The organism is Bradyrhizobium sp. Leo78 (genome assembly GCF_059512425.1).
In genome coordinates, this window is record NZ_JCAMOT010000003.1 from 44,873 (window position 1) to 57,966 (window position 13,094).

The window sequence follows — 13,094 nt, forward strand, 5'->3', positions numbered from 1 at the left end:
GGCTCAGAAAGGGTAACCCGGCCAGGACGATTTGTCGGATTCGGTCTGTTGCAGACGTCCTTCACTTGGCTATCCAGCAACGAGAGGTACCGATGCTCTACGCCATCCTCGCCTATCACGTCGAAACGGAGGTCATGTCCTGGACGCCGGAGGAAGATGCCGCGCTGATGGCGGACCTGCATAAAGTCCATGACCGCTTGACCAAGGAAGGCCGCCTCGGGCCGGCGGCGCGGCTCGGCGAGACCGGAAAAGCCCGCACCTTGCGCGGTCCGGGCGCCGGCGTCGTGATCGACGGCCCCTTTGCCGAGACCAAGGAGCAACTGCTTGGTTTTTACGTCGTCGACTGCGCCAGCGAGGACGCCGCAATCGAAGCCGCGCGCGACCTGCGTCGGGTCAATCCAACGGCCGTTTACGAGATCCGGCCGATCACGCTCTATCTTCCGGGCACGGCCTTTCCACTGACGGAAGCCGTTGACGACAGCGAACCCTCTTAGTCGCAGAACCCTCGCGCTCGCCGGACTGTATCGGACGGATACAAGCCAAATGCGGAGCGGTACAACGCTGCAAAACGGCCCATGTGAGTAAAACCCCACTTCAGTGCAACTTCGCTTACCGGAAGCAAGTTCTCTGGTCGCGATAGCTCATCGTGGATCGCCTCAAGTCGAATTCTTCGCAAATAGGCGACAGGCGTCGTGCCATGGATTCTACGAAATCCCGATTCTAGCGATCGGCTGCTAACACCAACCGTCCCAGCAATATCGGCTATCGTAAGCGGCAGATGAAGATTGGCGCGCATATACTCGATAGCCCGCCGAATGTAACGAGGAGGCGCATCCAGTGGGTAGCGGCTCAACCGGTCGATCAGCCGATGGGGGACATTTTCAAGTATGAGCTGTATCGCAGCTTCTGACAGCAGAGCGCTGGCTTTCGGAGAGCGTGCCAGGATCCCGTCATACAAGCCAGTCGTGCTGGCACGAACAAGCTGAAAAAGGATCTGCCCGGCGCCGGTAGACAAATCGACCGTTGGTGTCAAATTGAGATCTTCCAATGCTGTGCTCCCGAACGTCGCAGACAGCGCCTTTGTAACCATACCCGTATGCAACGTTAGCGTTACACTTGAGTATCTTCCATCGACCGCTTCGACCCTCTGCTCTTGCAACGTCGGAAGCGATACGATGGCGATTTCAGAGGGCGTTCGTTGCACGTTCTTTCCTGCAATGAGCATTTCGGCCTTGCCGGCATTCAGCAAGCTTATTGCAAGCTCTCCCAATGAATTCTCGTATGAATAGCGCCAATCCCAACCAGCAGAAAGTTCCGCCCTTACGACGTCAATTCCTGCTCCAACTGCAACATCCGCATGCCAACGAAATGATTTGCCAGGCCTCGGCGAGGAGCGGGCATTGATCCCGTGAGGTTGGAGTATTTCAAGCAACTCTTGAAACGAAGATCCTGATCGCGTGGGAGGTGCGGCGAGTACATCTTCGTTCATGCAAATCCTGACCATTGGACTTTTGCTGGACGCGAACCGATCTCACCCGCCAGACCGAGTATCCATCGTTCGGGGCGTCCGCCGGAGGCACAGACCCGCGTCACCACGCTGGCACAGCTTTGGCAAACTCAGGTCGAGGCCTCTTTCTATCAATTCTTTCTCTCAATATCCAATCGTCGAACGAAACATCCAGATCGCGCAACCTGTCGCGAAAGATAAGATTCGATTTAATTCGTGGGGCCTCTATTCCGAAAAAGCGCCGATCCATTCCCGCAGCGCTCGTTGAAGGCGGGCTCCGCCCACGGGTGAACGTAGCAATGCGAGCGTCGGCGTTTGCTACGTCGGCCAGATCGCCGATCGCTTGCAGGATCACTCCGTGCACTAGCCAAAATCCGAATGCCTCCATCCAGAATGCGAAGGCATCCATGGACTCACGGCGCGTTTGGTCTCAATCCTCCCGACTTACTCCAACAGGTTATGAAAGCATGCTTACAAGAATAACTTGCGTGTTCACGCTCATGGCTCTGTCGTCTATGCCCGCACTGGCCGATGGCTGCGCAGAGCACTTCCAGAGCACCGGCGTTCCGATGGTGACGGGCATGACCCACAAGACTTGGATGATTTTCCCGTCAGTCAATCCCAGTGTCGCCCTTGACAAGGTGTCCCGGGCCGTTCTGGCAGAGGGCTTTGTCGGTGTGAACGTGGACAAAAAGCTTGGCACGCTGACCACTCAGCAAGAAACAACCGGATCCGGCCGACCACAAACGTTGCAAGTCGTCGTCCGCAAGGAAGGCGGAGGTAGCCGCGTCGATGCGGTCTTCGTCTTGCCGCCAGGACAATTGGCTCCGGGTGTCAGCAATAACCTGTGCCGCGTCGTGGACGCAGCCGGCCAATAAACACCGCCCATCTGTGAACTTAAGCTGACGCGCGAATTGTAACCGGCCGTGCGTGTACGGTCTCGCCGGGGCCGAAGCCAGGCGAGCCCGTAATCCATGTTCAGGAATCGGGAGGCAGGCGCCGGCCTGCGCCCACAGGAATGAAGCAGGAGATTCGATGCGCATCGATCACATTTTGAAAGTCGTTTTGATGGCCACCACCGGTGCCGTGGCGCTTTCAGCCTCCGCGATTTCGGCTCCGTTACCGACCGGCACGGGTCTTGCGGCCGCGGTCCCGGCATTCACCCAGAAGGTCTGGTGCCGTTACGGACAGTGCTATGACAACGGTGCCGGTGTTGGCGGACTGGTCGGCGGCCTCATCGGCGGCGCCATCGCGGCCGGTGCGGCCACTGCCGCCGCGCAGCAGGAAGCCGCCGCCGCCCAGCAGCACGCGGCCTCTTGCGCGCAGCGCTACCGCTCCTACGATTCAGCGACGAATACGTACGTGGCAAAGGGCCGGCGGTATCCCTGCCAGTAAGTTCTTTGAGATGCAGTCGCGACTGCATCTGATTTCGGGGCTGCGGTGTGACACCGCCGCCCCTTTTTTGTTTGCTGGGGCCTGCGATAAGAGATTGGCGGTTCGCCGAGCAGGCGGAGAGGTCTGGCCGAGCGCTTCGTTCCGAGCACACGTCGACGCGATCATCTCATCCGCGCTTCTGCTCGGAAGCGACCGCAAGGAGAAACTCCGCGAGTGCCTGCTTTCCAGCCTCTTCCGCCGCGCGCTGGGACGAATATCCATCTCCGGTCACTCTGACGCCCATCGGCGCGCCTCTGCGCTTGATTTCCCAGCGCCACGCGGAGCGACATTCGTCGCTGAGGGTCACAATGTAGTATTCGCGCTGGAACACGAGGTGGCTGGTGTCGTGCAAAGCCGGCCCCGTTACGCCGATAGCGGCGGCGTCGCATCCGCCGGCAGCGCACCAACCTTTTTCAGCAGCGGAACGTCAGCCGGACAGGGACCGCCGACACTGACGATATGGCTGCCGCGATCGGCTGCGACCGCATGCTTGACGCCCACGGGCACGTGGACGACGCAGCCGGCATGGAAGGGCAGCGAGATGTTGTTGGTGTAGTCGTGAATCGTCCCCTCGCCTTCGAGGATGAAGATCGTGTCCTCCGACTGGGTATGGATGTGGGGGACGTTGGCCTCGCCGGGTTCGAGGCAGACATAGTTGAGATTCGCCTGCCAGGCGCCGACGCCAGGCCAGATCACGAAGCGCGCGTCCTTGGAGATCAGCGGCAGCCGCAGCGTCGGATGGTCGCGATGAAACAGGCGAATGGCCATGGTCTAGCTCGCTGCGATCGTTGAGTTGGGATTGGCATCCGCCGGGCACGGCCCGCCGATCACCTTGATGCCGGCTGCGCCCGCCTCGATACGATAGCGATCGCCGGCGTCGATATGGACCATGTGCCCTTCGGCCACCTCATACCGCGAGCCGCCGGCCGTATCGACGATCGCGCCCTCGCCCGCGATCACGTAGTACACGCAGTCGGACGCATGGCGGAGGTCGATGGTGCGCGCATTCTGCTGCAGCGACACCAGCTGAAAACTGCGGAACGCGGCGCCATTGTGCGGCGACAGCACAACCTTCGCGTTGCCCTCGCCCTCCACGATCGGTATTTCTGGACATCCGGCGGCGCTGTCGATGACTCGAACCTGGGAAAACCTGAGATTGGCCATCGCCGCCTATTTTTTGATCCAAACTAAAGTATTTTTAGTATATTCAAAATCACAGGACACGCAACGTCTTCTTTGCGAAGACCAGGACGAACGGCGCCGGAGCGTCAGCACATGAGCCAATCCGAGACCGACACGAATGCCGATCTTGCCCATCTGTCGGAGGAAATCGCCGAAACCACCGCGAACACGCTTGCGGCGATCGGCGTGCGCATCCGCGAATTGCGGCAGGCGCGCGGACTGACGCTGCAGGAGCTCGCCGACGTCTCCGGCCTCAGCACCTCCATGCTCAGCCTGGTCGAGCGCGGACGCGCCTCGCCCTCGATCGGATCGCTGATCGTGATCGCGAGCGCGCTCGGCGTCACGATGTCGGATCTGCTCGTCAGCGGCAGCCTTGCCGAGGAGAAGATCGTGGTGCGCGCGTCCGAGGCGCGCGTGGTCGAGACCGCGCAGCATGTCGTGCGGCGGCTGATGCGGGAAGACCGCAGCCGCGGGGTCTCCGTCGCCGTCAACGAATATGCCCCGCATACCGGCAGCGCCGAGCATCCGATCACCCATGACGGATTCGAATATGGCTTCGTGCTGCAGGGAGAACTAACGGTCGAGGTCGACGGCATCAAGCACGTGCTGCGGCAAGGCGATCTCATCGCCTATAGCTCGCGCCGCAAGCACAAGCTCTGGAACCACGGCAAGACCAAGGTCCGCACGCTCTGGTTCAACCTCGATCGCGATTGAGGCCCCCTTATCATCGGCCTCCGCGCAGGATGGCGTGCAGGCGGCCGGGCGTGATCGGAAGCTGCGCGACTGCGCCGGGCTTTTGAATCGCAGCGTCGATGGCCCCTGCGAGTGCAGCGCCGGCCGCGTTGATCCCGCCCTCGCCCGCACCCTTGACGCCGAGCGGGTTGAGCGGTGACGGCGCATCCTCGCGCAGGATCACCTCGACCTCAGGCACCTCGTGACAGGTGGGCATTAGATAATCGGCAAAGCTCGCCGCCAGCGGCTGGCCGTTCTCGTCATAGACAAACTCTTCCAGGAACGCACCGCCGACGCCCTGCGCCACGCCGCCCACGATCTGGCCTTCGATCAGCATCGGATTGACGGCGCGCCCGACGTCGTAGGCGACGACATAGCGCTCGATGGTGACGGCACAAGTTGCGGGATCGACACGTACCTGTGCGGCGTGGATGCCATATGGATAGGTCATGTGCGAGGAGGCGAAACGCCCCTCTCCCGTCAAGCCGCCCGTCTCTTCGAGATGCGCGGCAACATCGCCAAGCGACAGTGAGGCGCTGCCATTGACGGTTTCGATCATGCCGTTCGACAGACGCAGCGCCTCCGGCGTGGTCTGCAACAGCCTTGCCGCTACTTCCAGCGCGGTAGCGCGCAGTGCTTCGGCGGCGATCTTCACGGCCGAGCCGGCCATCACGGTGACGCGCGAGGCAAAGGCGCCGAAGCCGATTTCGATCCGGTCGGTCTGGCCATGGATCACGCGGATGCGCTCGATCGGCACCTGCAGCGTCTCAGCGCAGATCTGCGCCAGCGCAGTCTCGACACCCTGCCCGACCGAGGCAACGCCGGTGACGATCTCGATATCGCCCCGCAGGTCGACCCTCATCCGCACCAGGTCCTGCGGACCGAGACCGCTCTTCTCGACGAAATAGCCGAGGCCGAGGCCGACCAGCTCACCGCGGCTCCGACGCTCCGTGAGCTGCTGCTGCAGCCGGTCATAGTCGAGATGCGCCAGCACGCGCTCGAGCAGATCGGCGTACTTGCCGGAGTCGTAGACGACCCTGGTTCCCAGCGTCTCGAACCCGCGATCGAAAGGCATAGCGGCTTCGCCGATCAGGTTCACACGGCGCACTTCGACCGGCGAAAGCCCCAACTCGACGGCGATCGCGTCGATCAGCCGCTCGCGCGCGAACGTCGATTCGTAGCGGCCGGGCGCGCGATAGGTGCCGGCCGGCGTCTTGTTGGTGAGCCGGATATGGCCCGCGACATCATAGGCGGGAATGACGTAAGGACCCGGCAGCAAACCAGCCGAGAGATCGGTGACGGTGGTGCCGTGGGTGCGCACATAGGCGCCCTGGTCGGTGAAGAAATCCGCCTTCAGGCCAAGGATGAATCCGCTCGAGTCGACGGCGGCCTTGAGCCGATAGACCTGGTCGCGCGAATGGTTGGCCGCGAGCAGATGCTCCCTGCGATCCTCGATCCATTTCACCGGCCGCTTCAGCCGCAGCGCCGCGGCGCAGACCAGCACGTCCTCGGGATAGAGCTCGCCGCGGATGCCAAAGCCGCCGCCGACATGGCCTTCGCTGAGTTCGAGCCGCCCCGCCGCAAGCCCCAGCATCCTGCTGATAGCGTCGCGATTGTAGTGCGGCACCTTGGCGGCGCCGTAGAGCCGCAACGTATCCTTCTCTGTGTCGTAGACACACAACCCGCCGCGGGTCTCCATCGGCACACCGGTGTGACGTCCGATCTTCACCTCCAGCTCGACAACCCTGCGCGCACAGGCAAAAGCCGCGTCGAGATCGCCATAGCCGCGGCGGATCACCGCCGGCTCGGACATCAATCCGGGGTGAACATCGGGCATGAACGCCACGGGCTCGGCAGTGGCATCGAGCTGCGGCTCCAGTTCCTCGATATCGCAAAACACCAGATCGGCCGCATCCTCGGCGACATAGGGATCGACAGCAACGACCACGGCCACGGGCTCGCCGACATAACGCACATAGTCGCGCGCCAGCACGAATTGCCGGTATGGCGCAAGCCGCTCGAGCCCCATCTGGCGGAAATCGATCGGCGGCAGGTCGTCGAGTTCGGCGATGGTCCAAATTGCGACGACGCCCTCGAGCGCAGCGGCCTCTTCGGTCTCGACGCCGAGAATGCGGCCGAAAGCGACCGGCGAGCGCACCACGCGCATGTGAAGCTGGCCGGGCCAGTTGCAGTCGGCGGCGAACGCGCCCTGGCCCATCAGCAGCGGACGGTCCTCGATCCGCCGGAGCGAGCGGCCGACAAAGCTCATGCCCGCGTTCTCGCCCGCATTTCGCGCGCGGCCAGCCGCACCGCTTTGACGATGTTCTGATAGCCAGTGCAGCGGCAGAGATTCGACGACAGCACATCCTTGATGTCGTCGTCGGACATATCCGGATTTTCCTGCAGCGCGCCGGCGGCGAGCATCAGGAAGCCCGGCGTGCAGAAGCCGCATTGCAGGCCGTGATTTTCCCAGAACGCCTGCTGCAGCGGATGCAGCGTCTCGCCGTCGGCCATTCCCTCGACGGTGCGGACCACCTTGCCCTCGGCCTGCACGCCGAACATCAGGCAGGAGCGGACCGGCTTGTCGTTCACCAGCACCGTGCAGGCACCGCAGACGCCGTGCTCGCAGCCGAGATGGGTGCCGGTCAGGCCGCAATCGTCACGCAGGACGTCGGCGAGGCTCCGTCGTGGCTCGATCGATACCGCGTAAGTCTTGCCGTTCACGGCAAGGGTGATGTCGCGCTTGTCAGGCACAGCTCGCAACTCCAGCCTGGCGCAGCGCCTCGCGGACGCGCTGCGGAGTTGCAGGCAATTCGAACAGCTCGATGCCGAAGGGCGCCAGCGCGTCGCAGATCGCGTTGACGATCGCCGCCGGTGCGCCGATCGCCCCGCCCTCGCCGACGCCTTTCGCCTTGGTCACGCTTTCGGGCGAGACGGTTTCCATGTGCATGATCTCGATCTCCGGAATCTCCGCCGCGGTCGGCGGCAGATAATCGGCAAAGGACGCGGTCAGGAGATTGCCGGTGTCGTCGTAGACGATCTCCTCGAACAGCGCATTCGCAATCCCCTGCGCGACGCCTCCGGTGATCTGGCCGTCGACGATCATCGGATTGATCAGGACGCCGGCGTCCTCGGCGACGAGAAAGCGCTCGATGCTGACGCCGCCGGTCTCGATGTCGACCTCGACAATCGCGACGTGGCAGGCATTGGAGAATGTGCCGCCGGGATCGTAGACCGCGCTCTCATGCAATCCGGGCAATAGCCCCTTGAAGCGGTGGCTCTGGTGATAGGCAGCCCGCGCCAGCGCACCGATCTCCATAGCCTGGTTGGAATGGCTGACCCGTGCCCAACCGTCTTTCAACTCGATGTTGTCCGGTGACGTTTCCATCAGCGTTGCCGCGATCGTCTTGAGCTTCACCGCGACCTTCCCCGCCGCGAGCTTCGATGCGCCGCCGGCGATTACCATCGAGCGGCTGGCGAAGGTGCCCCAGCCATAGGGCGTCGCGTCGGTATCGCCCGAGATGATCCGGATCCGCTGTGGCTCGATGCCGAGCTCGTCGGACACCAGTTGCGCGAGGCTGGTCTTCAGGCCCTGACCATGCGGCGACGAGCCGATGCGCAGTACGACATCGCCGGAAGGGTCCATGCTGCAATCGACGATCTCATAGCCGGGCACGATCTCCATGCCCCGCGCGGCATAAGCCGGCGTGCCGTAGCCGGTGCGTTCGCTGAACACGGAAAGGCCGACGCCGAGATAGCGTCCGCGCTCGCGCATCGCGGCCTGCCGTTCGCGGAACGCCGGCAGGTCGGCAGCATCGAGCGCCACCTCCATCGCCTGCAGATAGCTTCCTTCATCATAGACAAGGCCGGTCGGCGAGCGATGCGGGAACGTCTTGATCAGGTTGCGGCGGCGGATCTCGGCGGCATCGATGCCGAGCCGTTTCGCTGCGACATCCATCATCCGCTCCATGGAGAAGGTCAGCGTCGGCCGCGACACGCCGCGATACGGCGCCATCATGCAGGTGTTGGTGGTCACGCCGCGCGAGCGGACGCCGTATTCGGCGAAATCATATGGGCCCGGCAGTTCGGCAAAAGCCATCAATGGCTCGACGCCGCAGGTCACGGGATAGCAGGAGAACGCGCCGATGTTGGAACGCAAATCCGCATCCAGCCCAAGCAGCCTGCCGTCCCCGGCAAAGGCCGCGTGCAGGCTGAAGGCCTGATCGCGGCCATGGGCGGAGGCGAGCAGGTTTTCGCGGCGATCTTCGATCCAGGCGACGCTCCGCTTTAGCTTTCGCGCCAGCCACACCAGCACGACATATTCGGGGAATAGCGACATCTTCTGCCCGAAGCCGCCGCCGACATCTGGCGCGATCACGCGCAAATCCGACTCTGGCATGCCGAGGGTGTCGACGATGCCGGTCCTGAGCATGTGAGGCATCTGTACCGAGGCTGTGAGCGTGACGCGCCCCGATACGGCATCATATTCGGCGAGCCCGCCACGGTTCTCCATTGGCGCCGCCGATTGCCGGTGCGAGCGCACGTCCAGCGTGACGATCTCGGCGGCATCCGCAAAGGCCTTATCGAGTCCTTGCGTCCTCATGCGCCCTTCGACCAGCACATTGGATGCAGCTTCGGGATGCACCGGCGTTGCATCGGGGGCCAGCGCGGCCTCGAAATCGATGATCGCATCCGCGACGTCGATATCGACGAACACCTGCTCGGCGATATCTTCCGCTAGCGCCGGATCGTCGGCGACGACGACCGCGATCGCCTGCCCGCAGAAGCTGACGCGATCGACCGGCAGTATGGGCTGGCCGATCGCGACGTAATCGGGCCGATGCAGAATGGGGCGGATCGGCTTCACGTCGGCAAGGTCCCGCCCGGTGAAGATGATTCCATCCGATGGAATCTCAATATCGACGATCGTCCCGCGCGCCACCGGACTGCGCACGAAGCAGACGGCGGCCGCCTTGCTCGCACGATCGGCCACATAGCTGCCGCCGCCTTTCAATAGCGCCGGATCTTCCAGCCGTGGCAGCCGTCGGCCGATCCAGTTCATGCCAGCGCCTCGGTCAATGCGCGCTTGACAGAAGCGGCGATCAGATCGCGCCGATATTCGGGAGACGCATGAATATCCCCGTTCGGCTCGATCATGCCCTGCGCCTCGCGCGCGATGCCGTCGATGACATCACACGACGCAGACTTCCCGACAAGCTGATCTTCCAGCGCCCCAAGGCGGATCGCGCGATCGGCGACACCGCCGACGCCTAGCCGGGCCTCCCGGATCGTACTGCCTTCAACCCTGGCCGCCGCCACCGCCATCCCGAGCGCAAAGTCGCCGGCCCGTCGCGAGAACTCGTAGAAGCCCACGCGCCAATCCGGCGTCATGATTGGAAGGCGGATTTCGGTCAGGATTTCGTCGGGTTCGAGCGCGGTCGTGAACGTGCCGTGGAAGAAATCGCTTGCGGCAATCACCCGTTCGCCGCGCGCGCTCCTTGCGACCATCTCGGCGCGAAGGGTCGTGGCGACCAGGCACCATTCCGAGGCGGGATCGGCGTGCGACAGGCTTCCCGCAAAGGTGCCGCGCTGGCGGATCGGATAATGCGCGATGTGGCGCACGACCTTTGCGAGAAGCGTGCCGAGCGGCCCCTCGACCACCGGCCGATGGAACGCGGCGTGCCGCGTCAGCGCACCGATCTTCAACTGACCGGCGTCCGCGCGCAGGTGATCCAGTTCGTCGAGGTCGTTGATATCGATGAGGATAGCGGGCCGCGCGAGGCGGAAATTCATCGCCGGAACCAGGCTCTGGCCGCCGGCCAGGATCTTGCAATCGTCCTTATGTGTCGCGAGCAGCGCGAGCGCTTCGCCGAGACTTGCCGGCCTGAGATAGTCGAATGCTGCAGCCTTCACATTTCAACCTTGCTCAATTTTATTTAGTCTGATTAACATGCCCCCATTGCGGTGTCTACTGTTCGGGACGGTTGTCTGCATGGGTTGGTCCAGGGCCGAGGGGCAAAAGCGCAGAGCGGCAGGTGGCCGCGCTTTCGCTTCTCCCGATGCGCCGGGTGGTTTCAACTCAACGGGCGCGCCATTCCGCAAGCAGGTCGGCGGCGTCGGTGACGATGCCAAGATGCAGCGACACCATCTTCAGCGCGGCGTCTTCCATCTCCTCATTGGTGCCGCGCACGAGGTCGCGCAAGACAACGACGCGGTAGCTGAGATTGCTGGCATCGAACGCCGCGTTGAGGATGCAGCAATCGGTCATGCCGCCGTCGAGCACCACGGTGCGCACGTTCATCTGCCGCAGCAGGAAATCGAGATCGGTGGCGAAGAACGGCGACAGCCGCTTCTTGCCGGCGACGACCAGATCCTGTGGCTCGACATGGGTGACGAATTCGGTCCAGCGCGAGCCTTCGATCGCATGCGCATCGGAGTTCGGGATCGCGCCGACATAGAGCGGAAAGGTGCGCCGCCATGCCGACGGAATGCCAGCGATGTCGTCGACCCCGCCCTTGCGCAGCACCGACTTGACGTGGATCACCGGCACGCCGATCGCGCGCGCGGCGGCATGGAACTGATCGATCGGCGCAACGATCTCGCGCGCACGCGGCGCAGGGCAAGGACAATCCCGCGTATCGGCCAGATGTCCCTGGTGCATGTCGACGGAGATGATCGCGGTCCGCGCGGCCTGCGTGAAATCCTCGAACCCCTGCGGCAGCTCGCGCTTCGCACCGTACACATAAGCCTTCATCGTTTCTCCTATCGCCGAAGCAGTTTTCCGTTCCGCGCCAACGCACGCATCGATCACAGCGCATCGGCGCTCGCCAAGCAATATTCAAGCCGCGACGAGGCGCTCGCGCAAACGCGCCAACATCAATCACACACCAATTTTCGGTTGCGCCTTGCGCGTGACCGGATGCCGCCGGGCAACACACTGGAATGTGCGGGCCGAAAGCAAGCTCGCTTCGCTCATTCCTGCGCGCGACCGCACGCGGTCGCGCGACGAAGAGAATGCAAGGGGGACTGCCCATCGATTGGCTCGACGGTGACTAAACAATTGGCGTGCTATTTTTTCCAACAATGCGAAGATTTTTTCGTAACCCGTCCTGAACGGTCGACAAATTTTCGCACATCGAGAGGATTTTGCGTGATGCGCTGGACTACAATCCCTGTTCTTGCCGCTGCCCTGACAGGCGGCGCGGCAGCCGCCTATGCCGCCGGGTTCACACTCCCGGTGCCGGCCAAGATTGCGTTCCTCTATTTCGCCGAGAAGAACGATGGCGGCTGGACGCAGGCCTATGACGAGGCGCGCCCGAAGATCGAGAAGGACGTCGGCATGCAGATTCCCTTCGTCGAAAATGTGCCTGAAGTTGCAGGACAGATCACGCCGGCTGCGGAGCGTTTCATCCAGCGCGGCTACAATGTGATCATCGGCACCGCGTTCGGCTATTCCGACACCTTCAAGGAGCTGTCGCAGAAATATCCGAAAGTCGCGTTCCTCAACGGCTCCGGCACCACCAACGGCCCGAACCTCGAGTCCTTCTACGGCCGCACCTATGAGAGCCAGTATCTTTGCGGCATGATCGCGGGTGCGATGTCGAAGTCCGGCAAGCTCGGATTCGTCGCTGCGCATCCGATCGGCCCGGTGAACTGGACCATCAATGCCTATGAATTAGGCGCGCAGAAGATGAATCCGAAGGCCACCGTGACCGTGGTCTTCACCGGCGCCTGGAACGATCCGGTCAAGGAACGCGCCGCGGCGCAGGCGATGGCCGACCAGGGCATCGACGTGATCGGCCAGCACGTCGACACCCCGACGCCGCAGATCGTCGCGCAAGAGCGCGGCATCTACGGCACCGGCCATCACCGCGATCTCCGCGAGTTCGCGCCGAAGGCAACGCTGTGCTCCTCGGCCTGGACCTGGGAAAAATTCCTCGGGCCCGAACTGAAGAAGATCGCGGCGGGCAATTGGGAGCCCAATCCCTACGGCGCCTTCCCCGGCATCAAGGATGGCGGCACCGACATCGCCTGCTGCAACAGCGTGGTGCCGAAGGAGGTCGTCGATAAGGTGATGGCCGAGCGCGACGCCATCATCGCCGGCAAGCAGATCTTCGCCGGTCCGATCAAGGACACGGCCGGCACCGTCCGCGTCGCCGAGGGCAAGTCGCTCGACGATGCCGGCTTCTGGAAGATGGACTGGTTCGTCCCTGGTGTCATCACTCAGAAATAGGCGAGC

Annotated in this window: 13 protein-coding genes; 5 read left to right on the top strand and 8 right to left on the bottom strand. The window is 63.0% G+C overall.

The genetic code is table 11. The features are described 5' to 3' along the window. The first annotated feature begins 92 nt into the window (after window positions 1–92). The gene (locus tag AC5ZG1_RS04825; protein WP_496132110.1) at window positions 93–494 is read left to right on the top strand and encodes a YciI family protein; all 402 of its coding nucleotides are present in this window, start codon (window positions 93–95) and stop codon (window positions 492–494) included. On the opposite strand, the gene AC5ZG1_RS04830 is transcribed toward AC5ZG1_RS04825, so the two are convergent. Further along, window positions 491–1,489, bottom strand: a complete 999-nt coding sequence (locus AC5ZG1_RS04830; RefSeq protein WP_496132111.1) for a helix-turn-helix transcriptional regulator — start codon at window positions 1,487–1,489, stop codon at window positions 491–493. The two genes, AC5ZG1_RS04825 and AC5ZG1_RS04830, sit on opposite strands and share 4 nt — an antisense overlap. A gap of 506 nt (window positions 1,490–1,995) precedes the next feature. Between AC5ZG1_RS04830 and AC5ZG1_RS04835 the strand changes: the two genes are divergently transcribed. Further along, window positions 1,996–2,385: a hypothetical protein gene (locus AC5ZG1_RS04835; protein ID WP_496132112.1), complete on the top strand. Its 390-nt coding sequence runs from the start codon at window positions 1,996–1,998 to the stop codon at window positions 2,383–2,385. 157 nt (window positions 2,386–2,542) lie between these two features. Further along, a complete protein-coding gene (locus AC5ZG1_RS04840; RefSeq protein WP_496132113.1) occupies window positions 2,543–2,902 on the top strand; it encodes a BA14K family protein in 360 nt (119 codons plus the stop codon). A gap of 402 nt (window positions 2,903–3,304) precedes the next feature. On the opposite strand, the gene AC5ZG1_RS04845 is transcribed toward AC5ZG1_RS04840, so the two are convergent. Both AC5ZG1_RS04845 and AC5ZG1_RS04850 read right to left on the bottom strand, forming a co-directional pair. Then, on the bottom strand, window positions 3,305–3,709 hold the full coding sequence (locus AC5ZG1_RS04845) for a cupin domain-containing protein (RefSeq protein WP_282530806.1): 405 nt from the start codon (window positions 3,707–3,709) through the stop codon (window positions 3,305–3,307). Window positions 3,710–3,712: 3 nt separating this feature from the next. Beyond that, the gene (locus AC5ZG1_RS04850; protein ID WP_196237252.1) at window positions 3,713–4,036 is read right to left on the bottom strand and encodes a cupin domain-containing protein; all 324 of its coding nucleotides are present in this window, start codon (window positions 4,034–4,036) and stop codon (window positions 3,713–3,715) included. A 180-nt stretch (window positions 4,037–4,216) separates the two neighbouring features. Here AC5ZG1_RS04850 and AC5ZG1_RS04855 point away from each other — a divergent pair, with 180 nt between their 5' ends. Continuing rightward, window positions 4,217–4,837 (top strand): helix-turn-helix domain-containing protein, encoded by a 621-nt coding sequence (locus AC5ZG1_RS04855; RefSeq protein WP_028163319.1) that lies wholly within the window; start codon window positions 4,217–4,219, stop codon window positions 4,835–4,837. A gap of 10 nt (window positions 4,838–4,847) precedes the next feature. Here AC5ZG1_RS04855 and AC5ZG1_RS04860 read toward each other — a convergent pair whose 3' ends face one another. The 5 genes from AC5ZG1_RS04860 to AC5ZG1_RS04880 all read right to left on the bottom strand — a co-directional run bounded on the left by AC5ZG1_RS04860 (window position 4,848) and on the right by AC5ZG1_RS04880 (window position 11,609). Then, complete coding sequence (locus tag AC5ZG1_RS04860; protein WP_496132114.1) at window positions 4,848–7,124, bottom strand: xanthine dehydrogenase family protein molybdopterin-binding subunit; 2,277 nt, start codon at window positions 7,122–7,124, stop codon at window positions 4,848–4,850. Beyond that, window positions 7,121–7,609 (bottom strand): (2Fe-2S)-binding protein, encoded by a 489-nt coding sequence (locus tag AC5ZG1_RS04865; RefSeq protein WP_496132115.1) that lies wholly within the window; start codon window positions 7,607–7,609, stop codon window positions 7,121–7,123. The genes AC5ZG1_RS04860 and AC5ZG1_RS04865 overlap by 4 nt, the downstream gene beginning before the upstream one ends. Further along, window positions 7,602–9,917: a xanthine dehydrogenase family protein molybdopterin-binding subunit gene (locus AC5ZG1_RS04870; RefSeq protein ID WP_496132116.1), complete on the bottom strand. Its 2,316-nt coding sequence runs from the start codon at window positions 9,915–9,917 to the stop codon at window positions 7,602–7,604. Before AC5ZG1_RS04870 ends, AC5ZG1_RS04865 begins: the two co-directional genes overlap by 8 nt. Next, the gene (locus AC5ZG1_RS04875; RefSeq protein WP_496132117.1) at window positions 9,914–10,768 is read right to left on the bottom strand and encodes an FAD binding domain-containing protein; all 855 of its coding nucleotides are present in this window, start codon (window positions 10,766–10,768) and stop codon (window positions 9,914–9,916) included. The genes AC5ZG1_RS04870 and AC5ZG1_RS04875 overlap by 4 nt, the downstream gene beginning before the upstream one ends. A gap of 166 nt (window positions 10,769–10,934) precedes the next feature. Beyond that, entirely contained in the window at window positions 10,935–11,609 is a 675-nt protein-coding gene (locus tag AC5ZG1_RS04880; RefSeq protein WP_496132118.1) for a cysteine hydrolase family protein, read from the bottom strand. 399 nt (window positions 11,610–12,008) lie between these two features. Between AC5ZG1_RS04880 and AC5ZG1_RS04885 the strand changes: the two genes are divergently transcribed. Continuing rightward, a complete protein-coding gene (locus AC5ZG1_RS04885) occupies window positions 12,009–13,088 on the top strand; it encodes a BMP family ABC transporter substrate-binding protein (protein WP_496132119.1) in 1,080 nt (359 codons plus the stop codon). Window positions 13,089–13,094 lie beyond the last annotated feature (6 nt).

Excerpts from the sequence above, each read along its gene's own strand:
- AC5ZG1_RS04825 (WP_496132110.1), top strand. The coding sequence starts at position 93 with ATGCTCTACGCCATCCTCGCCTATCACGTCGAAACGGAGGTCATGTCC.
- AC5ZG1_RS04830 (WP_496132111.1), bottom strand. The coding sequence starts at position 1,489 with ATGAACGAAGATGTACTCGCCGCACCTCCCACGCGATCAGGATCTTCG.
- AC5ZG1_RS04840 (WP_496132113.1), top strand. The coding sequence starts at position 2,543 with ATGCGCATCGATCACATTTTGAAAGTCGTTTTGATGGCCACCACCGGT.
- AC5ZG1_RS04845 (WP_282530806.1), bottom strand. The coding sequence starts at position 3,709 with ATGGCCATTCGCCTGTTTCATCGCGACCATCCGACGCTGCGGCTGCCG.
- AC5ZG1_RS04855 (WP_028163319.1), top strand. The coding sequence starts at position 4,217 with ATGAGCCAATCCGAGACCGACACGAATGCCGATCTTGCCCATCTGTCG.
- AC5ZG1_RS04860 (WP_496132114.1), bottom strand. The coding sequence starts at position 7,124 with ATGAGCTTTGTCGGCCGCTCGCTCCGGCGGATCGAGGACCGTCCGCTG.
- AC5ZG1_RS04870 (WP_496132116.1), bottom strand. The coding sequence starts at position 9,917 with ATGAACTGGATCGGCCGACGGCTGCCACGGCTGGAAGATCCGGCGCTA.
- AC5ZG1_RS04880 (WP_496132118.1), bottom strand. The coding sequence starts at position 11,609 with ATGAAGGCTTATGTGTACGGTGCGAAGCGCGAGCTGCCGCAGGGGTTC.
- AC5ZG1_RS04885 (WP_496132119.1), top strand. The coding sequence starts at position 12,009 with ATGCGCTGGACTACAATCCCTGTTCTTGCCGCTGCCCTGACAGGCGGC.